The 16,454-nt window shown below is 71.1% G+C and carries 15 protein-coding genes and 1 riboswitch; of the genes, 2 read left to right on the forward strand and 13 right to left on the reverse strand.

Features of this window, described 5'->3' with window-relative positions; genetic code table 11:
* Nucleotides 1-63 precede the first annotated feature (63 nt).
* Together ACFZAX_RS17105 and ACFZAX_RS17110 are read right to left on the reverse strand one after the other, a co-directional pair.
* On the reverse strand, nt 64-609 hold the full coding sequence (locus tag ACFZAX_RS17105) for a hypothetical protein (RefSeq protein ID WP_390962373.1): 546 nt from the start codon (nt 607-609) through the stop codon (nt 64-66).
* A gap of 161 nt (nt 610-770) precedes the next feature.
* Complete coding sequence (locus ACFZAX_RS17110) at nt 771-2,210, reverse strand: aminobutyraldehyde dehydrogenase (protein WP_390962374.1); 1,440 nt, start codon at nt 2,208-2,210, stop codon at nt 771-773.
* 311 nt (nt 2,211-2,521) lie between these two features.
* Here ACFZAX_RS17110 and ACFZAX_RS17115 point away from each other — a divergent pair, with 311 nt between their 5' ends.
* The gene (locus tag ACFZAX_RS17115) at nt 2,522-3,259 is read left to right on the forward strand and encodes an ATP-binding cassette domain-containing protein (RefSeq protein WP_390962375.1); all 738 of its coding nucleotides are present in this window, start codon (nt 2,522-2,524) and stop codon (nt 3,257-3,259) included.
* Nucleotides 3,241-4,410: a hypothetical protein gene (locus tag ACFZAX_RS17120; protein ID WP_390962376.1), complete on the forward strand. Its 1,170-nt coding sequence runs from the start codon at nt 3,241-3,243 to the stop codon at nt 4,408-4,410. The genes ACFZAX_RS17115 and ACFZAX_RS17120 overlap by 19 nt, the downstream gene beginning before the upstream one ends.
* A 92-nt stretch (nt 4,411-4,502) precedes the next feature.
* On the opposite strand, the gene ACFZAX_RS17125 is transcribed toward ACFZAX_RS17120, so the two are convergent.
* The 11 genes from ACFZAX_RS17125 to rpsB all read right to left on the reverse strand — a co-directional run bounded on the left by ACFZAX_RS17125 (nt 4,503) and on the right by rpsB (nt 16,028).
* Nucleotides 4,503-4,955, reverse strand: coding sequence for an SRPBCC domain-containing protein (locus tag ACFZAX_RS17125; protein WP_390962377.1), 453 nt, complete (start codon nt 4,953-4,955; stop codon nt 4,503-4,505).
* A gap of 97 nt (nt 4,956-5,052) precedes the next feature.
* Nucleotides 5,053-5,964, reverse strand: a complete 912-nt coding sequence (locus ACFZAX_RS17130; protein ID WP_390962379.1) for a serine aminopeptidase domain-containing protein — start codon at nt 5,962-5,964, stop codon at nt 5,053-5,055.
* Between the two features lie 83 nt (nt 5,965-6,047).
* Nucleotides 6,048-7,079, reverse strand: a complete 1,032-nt coding sequence (locus ACFZAX_RS17135) for an ATP-binding cassette domain-containing protein (protein ID WP_390962380.1) — start codon at nt 7,077-7,079, stop codon at nt 6,048-6,050.
* Between the two features lie 2 nt (nt 7,080-7,081).
* Nucleotides 7,082-8,695 carry an ABC transporter permease subunit gene (locus tag ACFZAX_RS17140; RefSeq protein ID WP_390962596.1) on the reverse strand — a complete coding sequence of 538 codons (1,614 nt, stop codon included), beginning with the start codon at nt 8,693-8,695 and terminating at the stop codon, nt 7,082-7,084.
* Between the two features lie 95 nt (nt 8,696-8,790).
* The gene (locus ACFZAX_RS17145) at nt 8,791-9,885 is read right to left on the reverse strand and encodes a thiamine ABC transporter substrate-binding protein (protein WP_390962383.1); all 1,095 of its coding nucleotides are present in this window, start codon (nt 9,883-9,885) and stop codon (nt 8,791-8,793) included.
* An 81-nt stretch (nt 9,886-9,966) separates the two neighbouring features.
* A riboswitch (TPP riboswitch) is annotated at nt 9,967-10,083 on the reverse strand.
* A 102-nt stretch (nt 10,084-10,185) separates the two neighbouring features.
* Complete coding sequence (gene rlmN, locus ACFZAX_RS17150; protein ID WP_327178246.1) at nt 10,186-11,292, reverse strand: 23S rRNA (adenine(2503)-C(2))-methyltransferase RlmN; 1,107 nt, start codon at nt 11,290-11,292, stop codon at nt 10,186-10,188.
* 158 nt (nt 11,293-11,450) lie between these two features.
* Nucleotides 11,451-12,557, reverse strand: a complete 1,107-nt coding sequence (locus ACFZAX_RS17155; RefSeq protein ID WP_390962385.1) for a phosphatidate cytidylyltransferase — start codon at nt 12,555-12,557, stop codon at nt 11,451-11,453.
* The gene (frr, locus tag ACFZAX_RS17160; protein WP_390962387.1) at nt 12,557-13,114 is read right to left on the reverse strand and encodes a ribosome recycling factor; all 558 of its coding nucleotides are present in this window, start codon (nt 13,112-13,114) and stop codon (nt 12,557-12,559) included. The genes ACFZAX_RS17155 and frr overlap by 1 nt, the downstream gene beginning before the upstream one ends.
* A gap of 120 nt (nt 13,115-13,234) precedes the next feature.
* Nucleotides 13,235-14,008, reverse strand: a complete 774-nt coding sequence (gene pyrH / locus ACFZAX_RS17165; protein ID WP_327178243.1) for a UMP kinase — start codon at nt 14,006-14,008, stop codon at nt 13,235-13,237.
* Nucleotides 14,009-14,168: 160 nt separating this feature from the next.
* Nucleotides 14,169-15,005 carry a translation elongation factor Ts gene (gene tsf / locus ACFZAX_RS17170; RefSeq protein ID WP_386894062.1) on the reverse strand — a complete coding sequence of 279 codons (837 nt, stop codon included), beginning with the start codon at nt 15,003-15,005 and terminating at the stop codon, nt 14,169-14,171.
* A 102-nt stretch (nt 15,006-15,107) separates the two neighbouring features.
* Nucleotides 15,108-16,028: a 30S ribosomal protein S2 gene (gene rpsB, locus ACFZAX_RS17175; RefSeq protein WP_390962389.1), complete on the reverse strand. Its 921-nt coding sequence runs from the start codon at nt 16,026-16,028 to the stop codon at nt 15,108-15,110.
* Nucleotides 16,029-16,454 lie beyond the last annotated feature (426 nt).

The following is a 16,454-nucleotide window of genomic DNA, read 5'->3' on the forward strand; positions in this document are numbered from 1 at the left end:
GCGTGCTGGGCGTGCTGGGCGTGCTGGGCGTGCTGCGCCAGGAGGGCGCGGAGCCCCGGCCCTTCACCCCGCCGGGGCGGGCACCCTCCGGGGCGGCGGTTCGGCACCGCTCGGTCCGGCCGCCTCGAGCCGCTTGATCAGCCGTCGCACCACGAGCAGCGGGACGACTCCGAACACACCGAACGACATGTCGATGACCGTCCACCAGAACGGAATGCCCCTCAGCGGACCGCAGATCAGGGCGAGCGGCAGGATGCCGGCGCAGGCGATCACGCCGAACTCCACCACCCAGATGTTGCGCACCGGATCGCGGTAGGGCCCGTAGAACGCCACGGCGATGACGAGATGGGCGAAGGCCAGCCAGTCGGTCCCGTACAGCACGAAGGGGTGGTGCGCGTCGGTCTCGTCGAGCCCGGTGCGCACCCGGGTGATCCACTCCATGAGGGCGGGCAGATGCTCGGGAACCGGCGACGCCGAGGACGCCAACAACTGCTCGGTCCAGCGGAGTTCGTGCACCAGCGGGAAGGCGGTCAGGCCGCTCAGCGCCAGGCAGACGACGAAGAAGACCAACCACACGCGTATGTGCCGCAACAGGGCCCGCTCGCTCATGCCCCGCACTGTACGCCATTTATGAACACGTTCAAAAGTGTCTCGGCGGAACGGACGAGCCCCCTGAACGCAGCGCGGCCCCCGGAAAAAACCGGGGGCCGCGCGGGAGCCGCACGGTGCGGCCCGAAGGGTGGTGCGGTCAGGAGTGGGTGGCGGTGCGGTCAGCCCTCGAGGGAGGTCATGACGTGCTTGATCCGCGTGTAGTCCTCGAAGCCGTACGCCGAGAGGTCCTTGCCGTAACCCGACTTCTTGTACCCGCCGTGCGGCATCTCGGCGACCAGCGGAATGTGGGTGTTGATCCAGACGCAGCCGAAGTCGAGGTTCTTCGACATCCGCATCGCGCGGGCGTGGTCCTTGGTCCACACCGAGGAGGCGAGCGCGTACTCGACGCCGTTGGCGAACTCCAGCGCCTGGGCCTCGTCGGTGAAGGACTGCACGGTGATGACGGGGCCGAAGACCTCGTTCTGGATGATCTCGTCGTCCTGGCGCAGCCCGGAGACGACGGTCGGCGCCCAGAAGTAGCCCTGGTCGCCGACGCGGTGGCCGCCCGCCTCGACGGTGGCGTGCGCCGGGAGGCGGTCGATGAACCCGCTGACCCGGGCGAGCTGATCGGCGTTGTTGAGCGGGCCGTAGAGCACGTCCTCGTCGTCCGGCAGGCCCGTCTTCGTCTCCTTGGCCGCCACGGCCAGGGCCGCGACGAAGGCGTCGTGCACCGACTCGTGCACCAGCACCCGGGTCGCAGCCGTACAGTCCTGGCCCGCGTTGAAGTAGCCCGCCTCGGAGATGCCGGCCACCGCCTTGTCGATGTCCACGTCCTCGAAGACCACGACGGGCGCCTTGCCGCCGAGCTCCAGGTGGACGCGCTTGACGTCCTTGGCCGCCGAGGCGGCCACCTGCGCACCGGCCCGTACGGAACCGGTGATCGAGGCCATCGCGGGGGTCGGGTGCTCCACCATCGCGCGGCCGGTCTCGCGGTCGCCGCAGATGACGTTGAAGACACCGGCGGGGAGGATCTCGCCGATGATCCCGGCGATCAGGACGGTCGACGCGGGGGTGGTGTCGGACGGCTTGAGGACGACGGTGTTCCCCGCCGCGAGTGCCGGGGCGAACTTCCAGACCGCCATCATCATCGGGTAGTTCCAGGGCGCGACCTGGGCGCAGACACCGACCGGCTCGCGCCGGACGATCGAGGTCAGGCCCTCCATGTACTCCCCGGCCGAGCGGCCCTCCAGCATCCGGGCCGCGCCCGCGAAGAAGCGGATCTGATCCACCATCGGGGGGATCTCCTCGCTGCGGGTGAGCGCCAGCGGCTTGCCGGTGTTCTCCGACTCCGCCGCGATCAGCTCCTCCGCGTGCTCCTCGAACGCGTCGGCGATCCTGAGCAGTGCTTTCTGCCGCTCGGCGGGCGTGGTGTCGCGCCACCCGGGGAACGCCGCGGCGGCTGCCGCCATGGCGGCGTCGACGTCGGCCGGCCCGGAGAGCGGCGAGGTCGCGTAGACCTCCTCCGTGGCCGGGTTGACCACGTCGATGGTCCGCCCGTCGGCGGCGTCCCGGAACTCCCCGTCGATGTAGTTGCGCAGACGTCGCACCTCGGTGGTCACAGCCACCACTCCTTCTCGTCGGTCTCTCGTCGGTCGCCGGTCGGCCCGGTCCTTCATGGCCAGCGTACGTACGGAAGCCGGTAGGCCGGGGCGTCCTGCGGATCACCGCTCCCATGACCTGCTCACACCACCTCGCCCATCGTGGCCACCTCGGTTCGAATGCACCCGATCGAGTGAGAACGAACTCGTCCGGGCCGCGTGCTGTTCGCACACCCCGTTCCCACTCCCTACCGTGCCCAGTGACCGATCGGCCGCGTCTTCGTTCCCCCGTACGGGGGAACGGGAAACTGACCTGAACCGAGGTGTACGCCATGGTGGCCCCGCCGGACAACGACGTGATCTGGGCACGCTCCCTGCATCACTCCCACAATGGATCTCCGGGCCTCAGCGGTGTCTCGCTCGGTGTCCGTGACGGCGAGATCCTCGCCGTCACGGGGCCGCGCGGCAGCGGAAAGTCCACGCTGCTGCACTGCCTCTCGGGCCAACTGGTGCCGCAGCAGGGCGAGGTGTGGTTCAACAGCGTGCCGGTCCACACCATGGGACCCCGCCTGCGTGAACAGCTGCGCCGCGACCGGTTCGGCTGGATCGCCTCCGATCCGCAACTCGTCCCCGAGCTCAGCGCCTGGGAGAACGCCGCGCTGCCGCTGCTGCTGCGTGGCGTCTCCCACCGCACCGCCAAGAAGGCCGCCATGGAGTGGCTGGAGCGCATGGACATCGGGCCGCTCGCCAAGAAGCGGCCCCATGCGCTGCTCCAGATCCAGCGTCAGCGGATCTCCGTGGCACGCGCCCTCAGCGCCGCCCCTTCCGTGATCTTCGCGGACGAGCCGACCGCGACCCTGCACGGGGCCGACCGCAACCAGCTGCTGCGTACCCTGACGGCGGCGGCGCGTTCGCACGGCATCACGGTGGTGATGGCCACCCACGACGCGGAGATCGCCGCGCTCGCCGACCGCACGGTCCCGATGCTGGACGGCCGCCGGGTCGCCACCGTCAAGCTGCCCGCCGTGGCCGACACGGAAGGCCGCTCGGCGTGCTCGCTCTCCGTCTAGCCCGCGGCTCCCATCCCCTCGTCCTGGTCAGGCGACTGCTGGTCGCCTCCGCCTCCGCCGGGGTGGGCTTCCTCCTGCTGAGCACGCTGGGGCACGCCTCCGGGCACCCGTCCCAGGCGGCGGGCTCGGTGCTGCGGCTGCTGTGGTGCTCGGTACCGCTGGCGGCCACCGTGCAGTTCGCCGTCGCGGTGGCCCGTACGGACCCGAGCACCCGGCCGCGTGCCGGGCTCTCCGCTCTCGGTCTCGGGCCGGTCCGGCTGTCGGTGCTCGCCGCCGTCTCCACCGCGGTCGCCACCACCCTCGGCTCGATGGTGGCCCTGCTCTTCTTCCTGCACCTGCGTGGCGATCTGACCGGAATGCCCTTCGACGGCGGCGCGGCGGAGTTCCTGGGCGCCGGTGCCCCGCTGCCGCTCGCCGCCGCGCTGGTGCTGCTGGCACTCGTGCCCGTCTCGGCGTCCGTGGCGAGCGCGCTGGCCCTGCGGTCCCGGCCCACGGCCCCGGCGCCGGACGAGCCGTTCGCGGCGGAGGAGCCCGCCTCCCCCGCCGCCGCTCCGGCGGGACTGCCCTGGGGTGTGGCGCTGGCCGCCGCCGGTCTTGCCGTGGAGGCGTACGCGAGCAGGGGCTCGGGGGGCAGCCCCTTCCCGCTGCCGGGCCGGCTCGACTCCACCCCCGCCGGTGTGCTGGCCGGCTGGGTCCTCACCGCGACCGGCCTGGCGCTCGCCGGGCCCGGCCTCACCCACCTCTGCGGCCGGCTGCTCCAGTCGGCCCGGCCGGGGGCCGTGCGGCTGCTGGCGGGCCGGGTCCTGATGGACGAGGCCCGCCGCATCGGCCGGCCGCTCGGCATCGTCTGCGCGGTGGTCTCGGGCGCCTTCGCGGCGATGGCGCTGTACGAACCGGGGTCGCGCTCCTACGGGCCGCTCACCGCGCTCGGGGCCGTCCTGGTCCTGGGCTGCACGACGGCATCCCTGCTGACCTCCGCGATCGAGGCGCGGCAGGACCGGGAGCGGACCGCGCGGACCCTGCACCGGATGGGTGCCCACTCGTCCGTGCTGCGGTCCGCGACCGCGCTGCGGGCGGTCGCGCTGCTGCTGGTGTTCGCCCCGCTGACCTGGGTGCTCGCCCAGCTGGCGGCCCTGCCGCTGTCGGGCTGAGACGGTCGAGTGGGCTGAGAGCGCCGGGATCCCGCTGCCCGCCGGGCCCCGGCGCTCTCGTGCGGAACCCGGGCGCTCTCGTGCGGGCCCCCTCAGGGGTGCGTGGCGAGGCGGCCGGCGAGGGCGTCGAAGAAGGCCTCCCAGCCGTCCTCGGCGGCGGCGTACTGCTCGGCCGTGAGATGGCCTCCGCGCTGCTGGAAGACCAGTTCGGTGGTGCCGCCCGGGCGCTCGTGGAAGGTGGCGGTCACCGTCTCGCCGGCGCTCTCGGGCGCCGTCGCGTCCTGGAGCGTGAAGACGATCCGCTCCGGGTCCGCCACTTCGAGGTACGTCCCGTGGAACGGCATCTCGGTGCCGGGCACGACCAGGACCAGGCTCCAGGTGCCTCCGGGGCGTACGTCCATGAACATCCGGTCGAGCGGCACCTCCGCGTCGCCGCCGTACCAGGCCGCGAAGTCCTCCGGATCGGTCCACGCCCGGAAGACGCGCTGCCTGGAGGCGTCGAGTACGCGGGTGATGTCGATGCCCTCGCGTGCTGACTGGCTCATGATCCGCGTCACTGTCCTTCCCGGTCGGGCCCGTCTCCGGTGCCGGCGGGGCCCGTCTCCAGCTTGCGCCGACCGCCCGGAGCTGTCGCGGCGGCGGTCAGGACCCGGGGCGTCCAGGGCCCCCGTGGGTACCCGGAGTGCGCCCGGCGAGGTGCCGCAGGAAGAAGGGGGCGGCGTCCGCCCCGGTCCGCGTCCGGGCCTCCCCGTCGCCCGGCAGGTGCTCGAAGAAGTCCTCGTGCCGGACGTCGGGTCCCACGCAGTGCCCGGTGATCCCGGGGATGTGGTCCAGGTACGGTGCGGTGTCCTCGGCGTACGGGGTGATGGTGTCGGCCCCGCCCCAGCGGAGCTCCACCGGAATCCGGATCGCGGCCAGGCTGCCGGGCGTCAGCAGCGATCCCAGGCCGGGCGCCACCTGGAAGACTGCCCGCACCCGCGGGTCGGACACGTCCGCCCCGGAGTCCTGGACGGCCGCCGCCAGTTCCTTGGGCGTCCGCTTCTCCCGTACCGCCGCGATCAGGCCCGGGAACTCCGGAACCACCGGCTCCGGCAGCTCTCCGCCGAGCAGGGCCGCCACCACGTCCCGGTCGACGCGCGCCCCGGCGAGCGCCGCGGCGGTGTACCCACCGAACGAGAACCCGGCGGCACCGACCGGCCCGAGGGGTTCCCGGGCCGCCAGCGCGTCGAGCGCGAAGGTGACGTCCCGGGGGCGCTCCCAGCCGAGGACAAAAGCCTCGGGTTCGTATCCGTCGACGGAGTTGTTGCCGTGATGGTCGAGCGCGACCACGCGCAAGCCCGCCTCCACCAGCGGACGCACCAGCCAGGTCATCGCACTGCCGGAGCCGCCCGTTCCGTGCGACACCACGACCAGCGGACCGGCGTCGGTGACCCGGCGGACCGGCTCCCACACGTAGAGCCGTACCGGTCGGGGCGCAGACGGGTCACGCAGGTCACGGCGGGAGTCGTCGTACAGGACGGATATGTGCGGCTCGGCCGGCTCCTGGAGCGTCATGGACGACAGCGTAGGACCCCGCCCGGCCCTGCCGGACGGTCGTCTGTACGGGCGGCGGCCGGGCCCCGGTCCGGCGCCGCGCGTCAGGCCACCGACGCCGCCGCCAGGACCACCGTCCCCGCCGCGTCGAAGGTGACCCCGACGACCGCGCCCTCGGCCGGGGTGTCGGCGAGCGCGCACTCGGCCTCCACGACCGGGCCGTGCTCGGGGGTGAGCCGCACGGCGACCCGGTCGCCCCGGAACGTACGCGCTCCGGCCGTGCAGCGCAGGCCGTCCTCCGGGGCGCCGATCCGTACGCCCGCGGGCCGTACCAGCAGGTCGCAGTTGCCCTGCGGTGATCCCTTCGGTACGGGCACCTCTCCCCACGGGGTCCGTGCGGTGGTGCCGGTGACCGTCGCCCCGACCACGTTGTCGAAGCCGAGGAAGCGGGCGACGAAGGCGGAGGCGGGGCGCTGCCAGACCTCCAGCGGGGTGCCCGCCTGGGCGATCCGGCCGTCCCGCATCACGACGACCCGGTCGGCGAGCGCGAAGGCCTCGCCCTGGTCGTGGGTGACGGCGAGCACGGTCGTGCCCAGGTCCGTGAAGAGCGAGCGGAGTTCGACGACGAGGCGTTCGCGCAGTCCCCGGTCGAGCTGGCCGAGCGGTTCGTCCAGCATCAGCAGTCTCGGGCTGGGCGCGAGGGCGCGGGCGAGCGCCACCCGCTGCTGCTCACCGCCGGACAGCCCGGCGACGGCCCGGGGCCCCGCGCCGGAGAGTCCCACCAGATCGAGGAGTTCGGCGACACGCTCGCGCCGGCCGCTCCGGTCCACCCCGCGCATCCGCAGCCCGAAGGCGACGTTGGCGGCCACGTCCCGGTGCGGGAAGAGCTGGTGGTCCTGGAACATCAGCCCGAGGCCGCGCCGGTGCACCGGGACGCCCTCCTGGTCCGTGCCGTCGAGGAACACCCGGCCGCCGTCGAGCGGCTGGAGCCCGGCGACGACGCGCAGCAGGGTGGACTTCCCGCTGCCGCTCGGGCCGAGCACGCAGACGATCTCGTGGTCGGCGACCGCGAGGTCCACCGCGTCCAGCACCGCCCGTCCACCGAAACGGACCGTGGCCGCGTCCAGCTCCAGCATGGTCAGAACTCCCCGGATCGGTCGGTACGGATGCGTTCGAGGAGCAGCAGGGAGACGGCGCACACCAGCATCAGGATCGTGCTGAGGGCCATCGCCTGGCCGTAGTTGAGCTCCCCCGAACGGCCCAGCAGGCGCGCGACGGCGACCGGCAGGGTCGGGCGGTCGGGACGGGCGATGAAGACGGTGGCTCCGAACTCGCCGAGCGAGACGGCGAAGGCGAAGCCGGCGGCGACGAGCAGCGCCCGGCGCACCAGCGGGAGGTCCACCTCGCGCCAGGCCCGCAGCGGCGAGGCGCCGAGGACGGCCGCCGCCTCCCGCAACCGGGCGTCCACGGCGCGCAGGACCGGCAGCATGGTCCGTACGACGAAGGGGACACCCACCAGCGCTTGGGCGAGCGGCACCAGAATCCAGGAGGTGCGCAGGTCGAGCGGCGGTTCGTCCAGCGTGATCAGGAAGCCGAAGCCGACGGTGACCGCGGAGACGCCGAGCGGCAGCATGAGGAGCGCGTCGAAGCCCCGGACCAGCCGCCCCGCCCGGCGGGTGAGCGCGGCGGCGGCGAGCCCTCCGACGACGAGGGAGATGCCGGTCGCGGCGAGGGCGTACTGGAGGGAGTTCCAGATCGCCTCCAGCGGGGCGACGAGGAAGGTGGAACCGCTGGCTTCGGCCGATCCCAGGGCCCGGTAGTAGGCCAGTCCGTGCCCGCCCGGCTGGTCGAAGGACCGCTCCACCAGCACCCCGAGGGGCAGCAGGATGAGGATCAGCACGGTCAGCAGGAGCCCCCCGAGGAGCGCCCACTGGCCGGCGCCACGCGGGCGGCGGGCGGTCTGCGCCGGGTCGACGAGGCGCAGGGCCCTCTCCCGGCTGCGTACCGTACGCGCGTGTACGGCCAGGATGGCGCCGACGGCGACGAACTGGACGAGGGTCAGTACCGCGGCGGTGGGCAGGTCGAGCAACTGCGCGGTCTGCCGGTAGATCTCCACTTCGAGCGTGGAGTAGGCGGGACCGCCGAGGATCTGTACGACACCGAACGAGGTGAACGTGAACAGGAAGACCATGAGAGCGGCGGCGCCCACGGCGGGGGCGAGCGCGGGCAGCGTCACCCGGCGCCAGGCGGCGAACCGCCCCGCGCCGAGCACCCGGGCGGCCTCCTCCTGGCGCGGGTCGAGCTGCGACCAGAGCCCGCCGACGGTCCGTACGACCACGGCGTAGTTGAAGAAGACGTGGGCCAGCAGGATCGCCCAGACGGTGGTGTCGAGGCGTATCCCCCACAGCTCGTCGAGCAGCCCACCGCGTCCGAGCAGGGCGAGGAAGGCGGTGCCGACGACGACGGTCGGCAGCACGAACGGCACGGTGACGATCGCGCGCAGCAGCTGTTTGCCGGGGAATTCGAGCCGGGCGAAGACGTAGGCGCCGGGGAGCGCGATCAGCAGGGTCAGCGCGGTGGAGGCGAACGCCTGCCAGGTGGTGAACCAGAGGACGCCCCCGAGGTCCGCCCGGCCGAGGACCTCGCCGAAGCGCGCGAACTGCCAGCCGTCCTCGGTCTTCAGCCCCCGGGCCACGATCGCGGCGACCGGGTACGCGAAGAACAGCCCGAAGAACGCGACGGGCACGGCCATCAGGCCGAGCCGCGTCGCGAGGGAGCGCGCGCCGCCGGTGGTGGTGGTGCGGGGGCGCGCGGCGGGTCCGGCTGTCTTCGGCACGGGGGGCTTCGTCACTTCACGACGAGCGAGGTCCAGGTCCGGACCCACTGCTCACGGTTGGCGGCGATCTCCTCGGGGGCCACGGTGAACGGCTTGTCCACGGTGGCGCCGAACTTGGTGTAGACCTCCGGCGGCTTCGCGTCCTTGAGGACGGGGTCGACGAACATCTGGAGCGGCATGTCCTCCTGGAACGTCCTGCTGATCAGGAAGTCCAGCAGTGCCTTGCCGCCGGCCTCGTTCTTCGCCCCGTCCAGCAGACCGGCGAACTCGATCTGGCGGAAGCAGGTCGCGGTGGCGACGCCGGTGGGGGCCTCGGCCGGCTGCGGGTCGGCGTAGTAGACCTCGGCCGGCGGGCTGGAGGCGTAGGAGACGACGAGCGGGCGGTCCGCGTTCGCCTTCTTGCCGCCCGCGGAGCCCGAGAACTCCTCGTTGTACGCCTGCTCCCAGCCGTCGACGACCTTGACGCCGTTGGCCTTCAGCTTCTTCCAGTAGTCCTGGTAGCCCTTCTCGCCGGAGTCGGCGACGGTGCCGAGCAGGAAGCCGAGGCCGGGCGAGGAGGTGGCGGCGTTCTCGGTGACCAGGAGGTTCTTGTACGCGGGCTTCAGCAGGTCCGCGAAGGACTGCGGCGGGTCCAGCTTCTTGTCGGCGAAGTACTTCTTGTCGTAGTTGACGCAGATGTCGCCGGTGTCGACTGGCGTGACCCGGTGCTTGGCGTCGAGCTGGGTGTCGGCCGAGACGTCGTCCAGTCCCTTCGCCTTGTAGGGGGTGAAGAGGCCCTGGTCGAGGGCGCGGGAGAGCAGCGTGTTGTCGACGCCGAAGAAGACGTCGCCGCGCGGGGAGCCCTTGGTGAGGATCTCCTGGTTGAGGGCCGCTCCTGCGTCGCCGCTCTTGAGGACCTTGACCGTGTAGCCGGTCTCCTTCGTGAACTCCTTGAGCACGTCGTCCGAGGCGGTGAACGAGTCGTGACTGACCAGGGTGACGGTCGTGGAGCCCTTGGAGGCGCCCGAGCCGGACGTGTCGTCGTCGGAGCTTCCGCAGCCGGCGAGTGCGGTGACGCCGAGTGCGGCGGCGAGCGCGGTCGCCGCGTACTTCGTCGTGGTGTGCATGTGGTTCCTCCTGGAGGTGACCAGGAAGAGACGCGGCCCCGCGCGCTCCGGCGGATTCCGGAAGCGGGCAGGGCGCAACAGCTTGAGTAATGACCGAACTTCCTACCCGGAATGACCCGGGCGAGGTTCAGAGGGTCTGCGGCCATCCGTTCACCGGTGCCGCACTCTCAGCGCTGTGGCGCTCCCCTGTCGGAATATGAAGTTGAATGCGGGGGCCAGGCTACACGGACCCTGTGCGGGGGCTTTGCCCCGGTCGGACCGACAGCGGCCGACCGACCGGGGCATCCCGAAGGGGTTTGCTCAGCGCTCGGCGGCGGCCAGCTGTCCGCAGGCCCCGTCGATCTCCTGGCCACGGGTGTCGCGCACCGTGACGGGCACTCCGTGGGCGGCGATGGCCTCCACGAACGCCTTCTCGTCCTCGGGGCGGGAGGCGGTCCACTTCGAGCCGGGCGTCGGGTTGAGCGGGATGAGGTTGACGTGCACCCGCTTGCCCTTGAGCAGCCGGCCGAGCCGGTCGCCCCGCCACGCCTGGTCGTTGATGTCGCGGATCAGGGCGTACTCGATGGAGATCCGGCGGCCGGACTTCTCGGCGTACTCCCACGCGGCGTCGAGCACCTCGCGGACCTTCCAGCGGGTGTTCACGGGCACGAGGGTGTCCCGGAGCTCGTCGTCCGGGGCGTGCAGCGAGACGGCGAGACGGCACTTGAAGCCCTCGTCCGCGAAGCGCAGCATGGCGGGCACCAGGCCCACCGTGGAGACGGTGATGCCGCGCTGGGAGAGGCCCAGGCCGTCCGGCTCCGGGTCGGTCAGCCGGCGGATGGCGCCGACGACGCGGTTGTAGTTGGCCAGCGGCTCCCCCATCCCCATGAAGACGATGTTGGAGAGGCGCGCGGGCCCGCCCGGCACCTCGCCGTCGCGCAGCGCCCGCATACCGTCCACGATCTGGTGCACGATCTCGGCGGTGGAGAGGTTCCGGTCGAGACCGGCCTGTCCGGTCGCGCAGAACGGGCAGTTCATCCCGCAGCCGGCCTGTGACGAGATGCACATCGTCACGCGCTCGGGGTAGCGCATGAGGACGGACTCGACCAGCGTCCCGTCGTGCAGCTTCCAGAGCGTTTTGCGGGTGGTGTCGTCGTCGCAGCTGATGTGGCGGACCACCGACATGAGGTCCGGGAACAGCGCTTCCGCGAGCTTGTCCCGCGATCCTGCGGGGATGTTCGTCCACTCCGACGGATCGTGCGCGTACCGCGCGAAGTAGTGCTGCGAGAGCTGCTGCGCGCGGAACGGCTTCTCGCCGGTCGCGGCGACTGCTTCCTTGCGCTCGGCGGGCGTGAGGTCGGCGAGGTGGCGCGGGGGCTTCTTGGCTCCGCGGGGCGCGACGAAAGTGAGTTCTCCGGGCTTAGGCATGGTTCTTCCAGTGTCGCAGACGCGACGGGAAGGGCCCGCCGTCCTGTGGACAGCGGGCCCTCGACGCGTAAGGACGCAGGTGGAGCACGGTGGGCGGAAGCGTTCCGGCCGGTGGGGCACGGCCCGTGGACCGCAGCCGGAACGTATCGCCTGAAACCTCAGCCGCTGCCGACGAACAGCACCAGGAGCAGCCAGACCACCGGAGCGGTCGGCAGGAGCGAGTCCAGCCGGTCCATGATCCCGCCGTGACCGGGCAACAGCGTGCCCATGTCCTTGATGCCGAGATCGCGCTTGATCATGGACTCGCCGAGGTCGCCGAGGGTGGCGCTGGCGGCGACCGCCAGTCCGAGCAGCAGACCCTGCCACCAGGTGCCGTCGTCGATCAGGAACTGCACGCACAGCGCGCCGCCCACCATCGCGAAGGCGATGGCCCCGAACAGGCCTTCGCGGGTCTTTCCGGGGCTGATGCGCGGGGCGAGCTTGTGCTTGCCGAACCGCCAGCCGACCGCGTACGCGCCGGTGTCGCTGACCACGGTCAGTATCAGGAAGGTCAGCACCCGCCACGCTCCGTCGTCCGCGGCCAGCATCAGCGCGACGAACGTGGCCAGGAACGGTACGTAGAACGCGGCGAAGACACCCGCGGTGACGTCCCGCAGGTATCCCTCCGGCTTCTCGGTCATCCGCCCGACGAGTACGGCGAGCGAGGTGAGCGCCATCGCGATCCAGGCGCCGTCCGCCCCCCACTCGTAGCCGGCCACGACCATGGCGGCGCCGCCCACCGCGAGCGGGACGAGCGGAGCCTTGATCGACTTCCGCTCGGCCAGCCGGGAGGTGAGTTCCCAGAGGCCGACGACGACGGCGACGGCGATGACGCCGACGAAGACGGCCTTCACGACGAACAGCGAGGCGATGACGACGGCGCCGAGGCCCACGCCGACCCCTATGGCCGCCCGCAGGTCACGCCCCGCCCGCTTCTTCTGCGGAGCGGGGGGCGGGGCGGGCGCGGGTGCCTGCGGGGTGGGCGCGGGCGCCTGCGGCACCTCGTCGCGGAACAGGGGGCCACTGATGTGCGTGGCGTCCCCGTCCCGGCCGTCGTGGTCGTCTGCGTCGTCTCTACCTGCGTCGGGAGTGTCCGGCACGATGGGCATGGGCCGAGTCTGCTGGGCGCCGTGCGCATCGTGGGCAGGACCCGCCGGAGCGGCCCCGATCTCGGACGTGCCCCAGTAACCGGCTCCCTGCGGGGCGCCCCAGGAGGAGTCGTTCATCAGACTTCGAGCAGCTCGGCTTCCTTGTGCTTCAGCAGCTCGTCCACCTGCGTGACGTACTTCGCGGTGGTGTCGTCGAGCTCCTTCTCCGCGCGGCGCACCTCGTCCTCGCCGGACTCCTTGTCCTTGACGAGCTTGTCGAGCGTCTCCTTCGCCTTGCGGCGGATGGAGCGGATCGAGATCTTGGAGTCCTCGGCCTTCGTCTTGGCGACCTTGATGTACTCCTTGCGGCGGTCCTGGGTGAGCTCGGGGAAGACCACCCGGATGATATTGCCGTCGTTGCTGGGGTTGACGCCCAGGTCGGAGTCGCGGATCGCCTGCTCGATGTTGCGCAGCGCGGTCTTGTCGAACGGCGTCACCACGGCCATCCGCGGCTCGGGAACCGAGAAGGAGGCCAGCTGATTGATCGGGGTCAGCGCGCCGTAGTAGTCGGCGACGATCTTGTTGAACATCGCCGGGTGCGCGCGGCCGGTCCGGATCGCGGCGAAGTCCTCTTTCGCCACGACAACGGCCTTCTCCATCTTCTCCTCGGCTTCGAGGAGGATTTCTTCGATCACCACGTGCTCCTGCGTGTCTTGAGTGGGCCCGGCATCGTCATCGCCGGGCCCTGCGGGTCCTGCGTCGCGTCCTCACCTGCACGGTGTCCGACCGGCAGGCCGTTGTCCATCCGTGGGCCGTCAGGCCCGGGTGCTCTCGTCACTCACGAGCGTGCCGATCTTCTCACCGTTGACGGCGCGGGCGATATTGCCCGCGGCGGTCAGTTCGAAGACCAGGATCGGGAGCCGGTTGTCGCGGCAGAGCGTGATCGCGGTGGCGTCGGCGATCTTCAGATCGCGGGCGAGCACCTCGCTGTACTCCAGCGCGTCGAACTTCACCGCGCCGGGGTTGGTCTTCGGGTCGGAGTCGTAGACCCCGTCGACGCCGTTCTTGCCCATCAGGAGCGCCTCGGCGTCGATCTCCAGGGCCCGCTGGGCAGCGGTGGTGTCGGTGGAGAAGTACGGCATGCCCATGCCGGCGCCGAAGATCACGACGCGCCCCTTCTCCAGGTGGCGAACGGCACGGAGGGGAATGTACGGCTCGGCGACCTGGCCCATGGTGATGGCGGTCTGTACGCGCGAGTCGATGCCCTCCTTCTCCAGGAAGTCCTGGAGCGCCAGGCAGTTCATCACGGTGCCGAGCATGCCCATGTAGTCGGACCGGGCCCGGTCCATGCCGCGCTGCTGGAGCTCGGCGCCGCGGAAGAAGTTGCCGCCGCCGATCACGACGGCGATCTCCGCACCGTCGCGCACCACTGCGGCGATCTCGCGGGCGATGGCGTGCACGACGTCGGGATCGACTCCGAGTCCGCCGCCACCGGCGAAGGCCTCGCCGGACAGCTTCAGCATGAAGCGTCCGGACACCTTCTCGTCGCGCTTGTGGTCAACCTGTTTGGCGTCCGCGCCCTTGTCCATGGAAATTCTCCTCGTGCACATACGAAGAAGGCCATTGCCGGTGGGTCTGGTGTCCCTCTGCGGCAATGGCCTCCTCGTCAGATCTGCGGTCGCTCGGCAGGTGTGCGGCCGACGACTGCATCAGACCCTATCCGGGTCCACCGTCATTCGCGGACGGGACTCAGATGCCGACCTTGATGCGCGTGAAGCGCTTCAGGGAGACACCGGCCTCGTCGAGAACCTTCTGAACCGTCTTCTTGGCGTCCTTGGCGAAGGACTGCTCCACGACGACGACATCCTTGAAGAAGCCGTTGACGCGACCCTCGACGATCTTCGGGAGGGCGGCCTCGGGCTTGCCCTCCTCGCGCGAGGTGGCCTCGGCGACACGACGCTCGTTCTCGACCGTCTCGGCCGGGACCTCGTCGCGGCTGAGGTACTTCGGGGCGAAGGCGGCGATGTGCTGCGCGACGTCCTTGGCGACCTCGGCGTTCGGCTTGTCCAGCTCGACGAGCACGCCGACCTGCGGCGGGAGGTCGGGCATGGTGCGGTGCATGTACGCAGCCACGTAACCGCCGGTGAACTGCGCGAAGCGGTCCAGGACGATCTTCTCGCCGAGGTTGGCGTTGGCCTCGTCCACGTACGCCTGGACGGTCTTGCCGGCCTCGATCTCGGAGGCGAGCAGCGCGGCCAGGTCGGCCGGGGAGGTCGCGGCGACGTGCGCGGCGAGCGTGTTGGCGACGGCCTGGAACTTCTCGCCCTTGGCGACGAAGTCGGTCTCGCACTTCAGCTCGAGCAGAACGCCGGAGGTCTTGTCGTCGGAGATGAGCGAGACGACCGCACCGTTCTCGGCAGAGCGGCCCTCGCGCTTGGCGACGCCCTTCTGGCCCTTGATACGGAGCGCCTCGACGGCCTTGTCGACACTGCCGTCGGCCTCGTCGAGCGCCTTCTTGCAGTCCATCATGCCGGCGCCGGTGAGCTCGCGGAGCTTCTTGACGTCAGCGGCGGTGTAGTTCGCCATGAGTCTGTGTTTCTCTCTCGAAGTCTGAAAGATCTACGGGTCAACGGCGGGGGCGGTGCGCATGGCACCGGCCCCCGCCGTCAGTCAGCCGTGACGGAGGTGTCAGGCCTGCTCGGTCTCGGCGGCAGCCTCGACCTCGGCGGTCTCGGCGGAGGCCTCGGCAGTCTCGGCGGCGGCCTCGGCCGGCTCGGCGTCCGCGGCCTTCTCGGTCTCGGCGGAGGCCTGGACCTCGGCGTCGTCCTTCTTGTCGCCCTCGAGCAGGTCGCGCTCCCACTCGGCGAGGGGCTCGCCGGCGGCCTTCTCGCCCGGCTTCGAGTCACCGGTGGCGGCACCGGAACGGGCGATGAGGCCCTCGGCGACGGCGTCGGCGATCACGCGGGTGAGCAGGGTGACGGAGCGGATCGCGTCGTCGTTGCCCGGGATCTTGTAGTCGACCTCGTCGGGGTCGCAGTTGGTGTCGAGGATCGCGACGACCGGGATGTGGAGCTTGCGCGCCTCACCGACGGCGATGTGCTCCTTCTTGGTGTCGACGATCCAGACGGCGCTGGGGACCTTCTGCATCTCGCGGATGCCGCCGAGGGTCTTCTCCAGCTTGGCCTTCTCGCGGGAGAGGACCAGGAGCTCCTTCTTGGTGAGGCCGGAGGCGGCCACGTCCTCGAAGTCGATGAGCTCGAGCTCCTTCAGACGCTGAAGGCGCTTGTAGACGGTGGAGAAGTTGGTGAGCATGCCACCGAGCCAACGCTGGTTGACGTACGGCATGCCGACGCGCGTCGCCTGCTCGGCGATGGCCTCCTGGGCCTGCTTCTTCGTACCCACGAACATGATGGAGCCGCCGTGCGCGACGGTCTCCTTGACGAACTCGTAGGCGCGGTCGATGTACGACAGCGACTGGAGCAGGTCGATGATGTAGATGCCGTTGCGCTCGGTGAAGATGAAGCGCTTCATCTTCGGGTTCCAGCGACGGGTCTGGTGACCGAAGTGGACGCCGCTTTCCAGCAGCTCCCGCATCGTGACGACGGCCATGGCCATCTCCTTGAGGTACTCGGTTCCGCGACCGCAGGATTGCTGTCGCGCCTGACGCCCCACGCGCCGTGCCACGAAGGACCGAGAGGCGCGGCCACCGTCCGCTGAGAGGGAGGTGGCGGGGCGTGCGAAGTCGACCCGGTCACCCGGGTCGCCACAAGAAGTGTACGGGACCCTTCGCGTGTCGGGTGACGGCGTTGTCCACAACCGGCGAGTACTCCACAGCCGGGGTCCAAGATCCCCCGGCAGCGGCCCTCCGGGGGGAGGGTTCCGGCATGCAGCGGACACGGACGACCGCGTTCCCCCCTGGGGTACGGAAGCCGGTACGGACACGGGTGCGGAGGCGGGTGCGGACAAGGGCACGGGCACAGGTGCCGGGGCCGTGGCCGTGGCCGTGGCCGGCACGAGCATGGGATCGGACACGGG

The sequence above is a fragment of the Streptomyces sp. NPDC008125 genome (assembly GCF_042957125.1).
Taxonomy (GTDB): Bacteria; Actinomycetota; Actinomycetes; order Streptomycetales; family Streptomycetaceae; genus Streptomyces.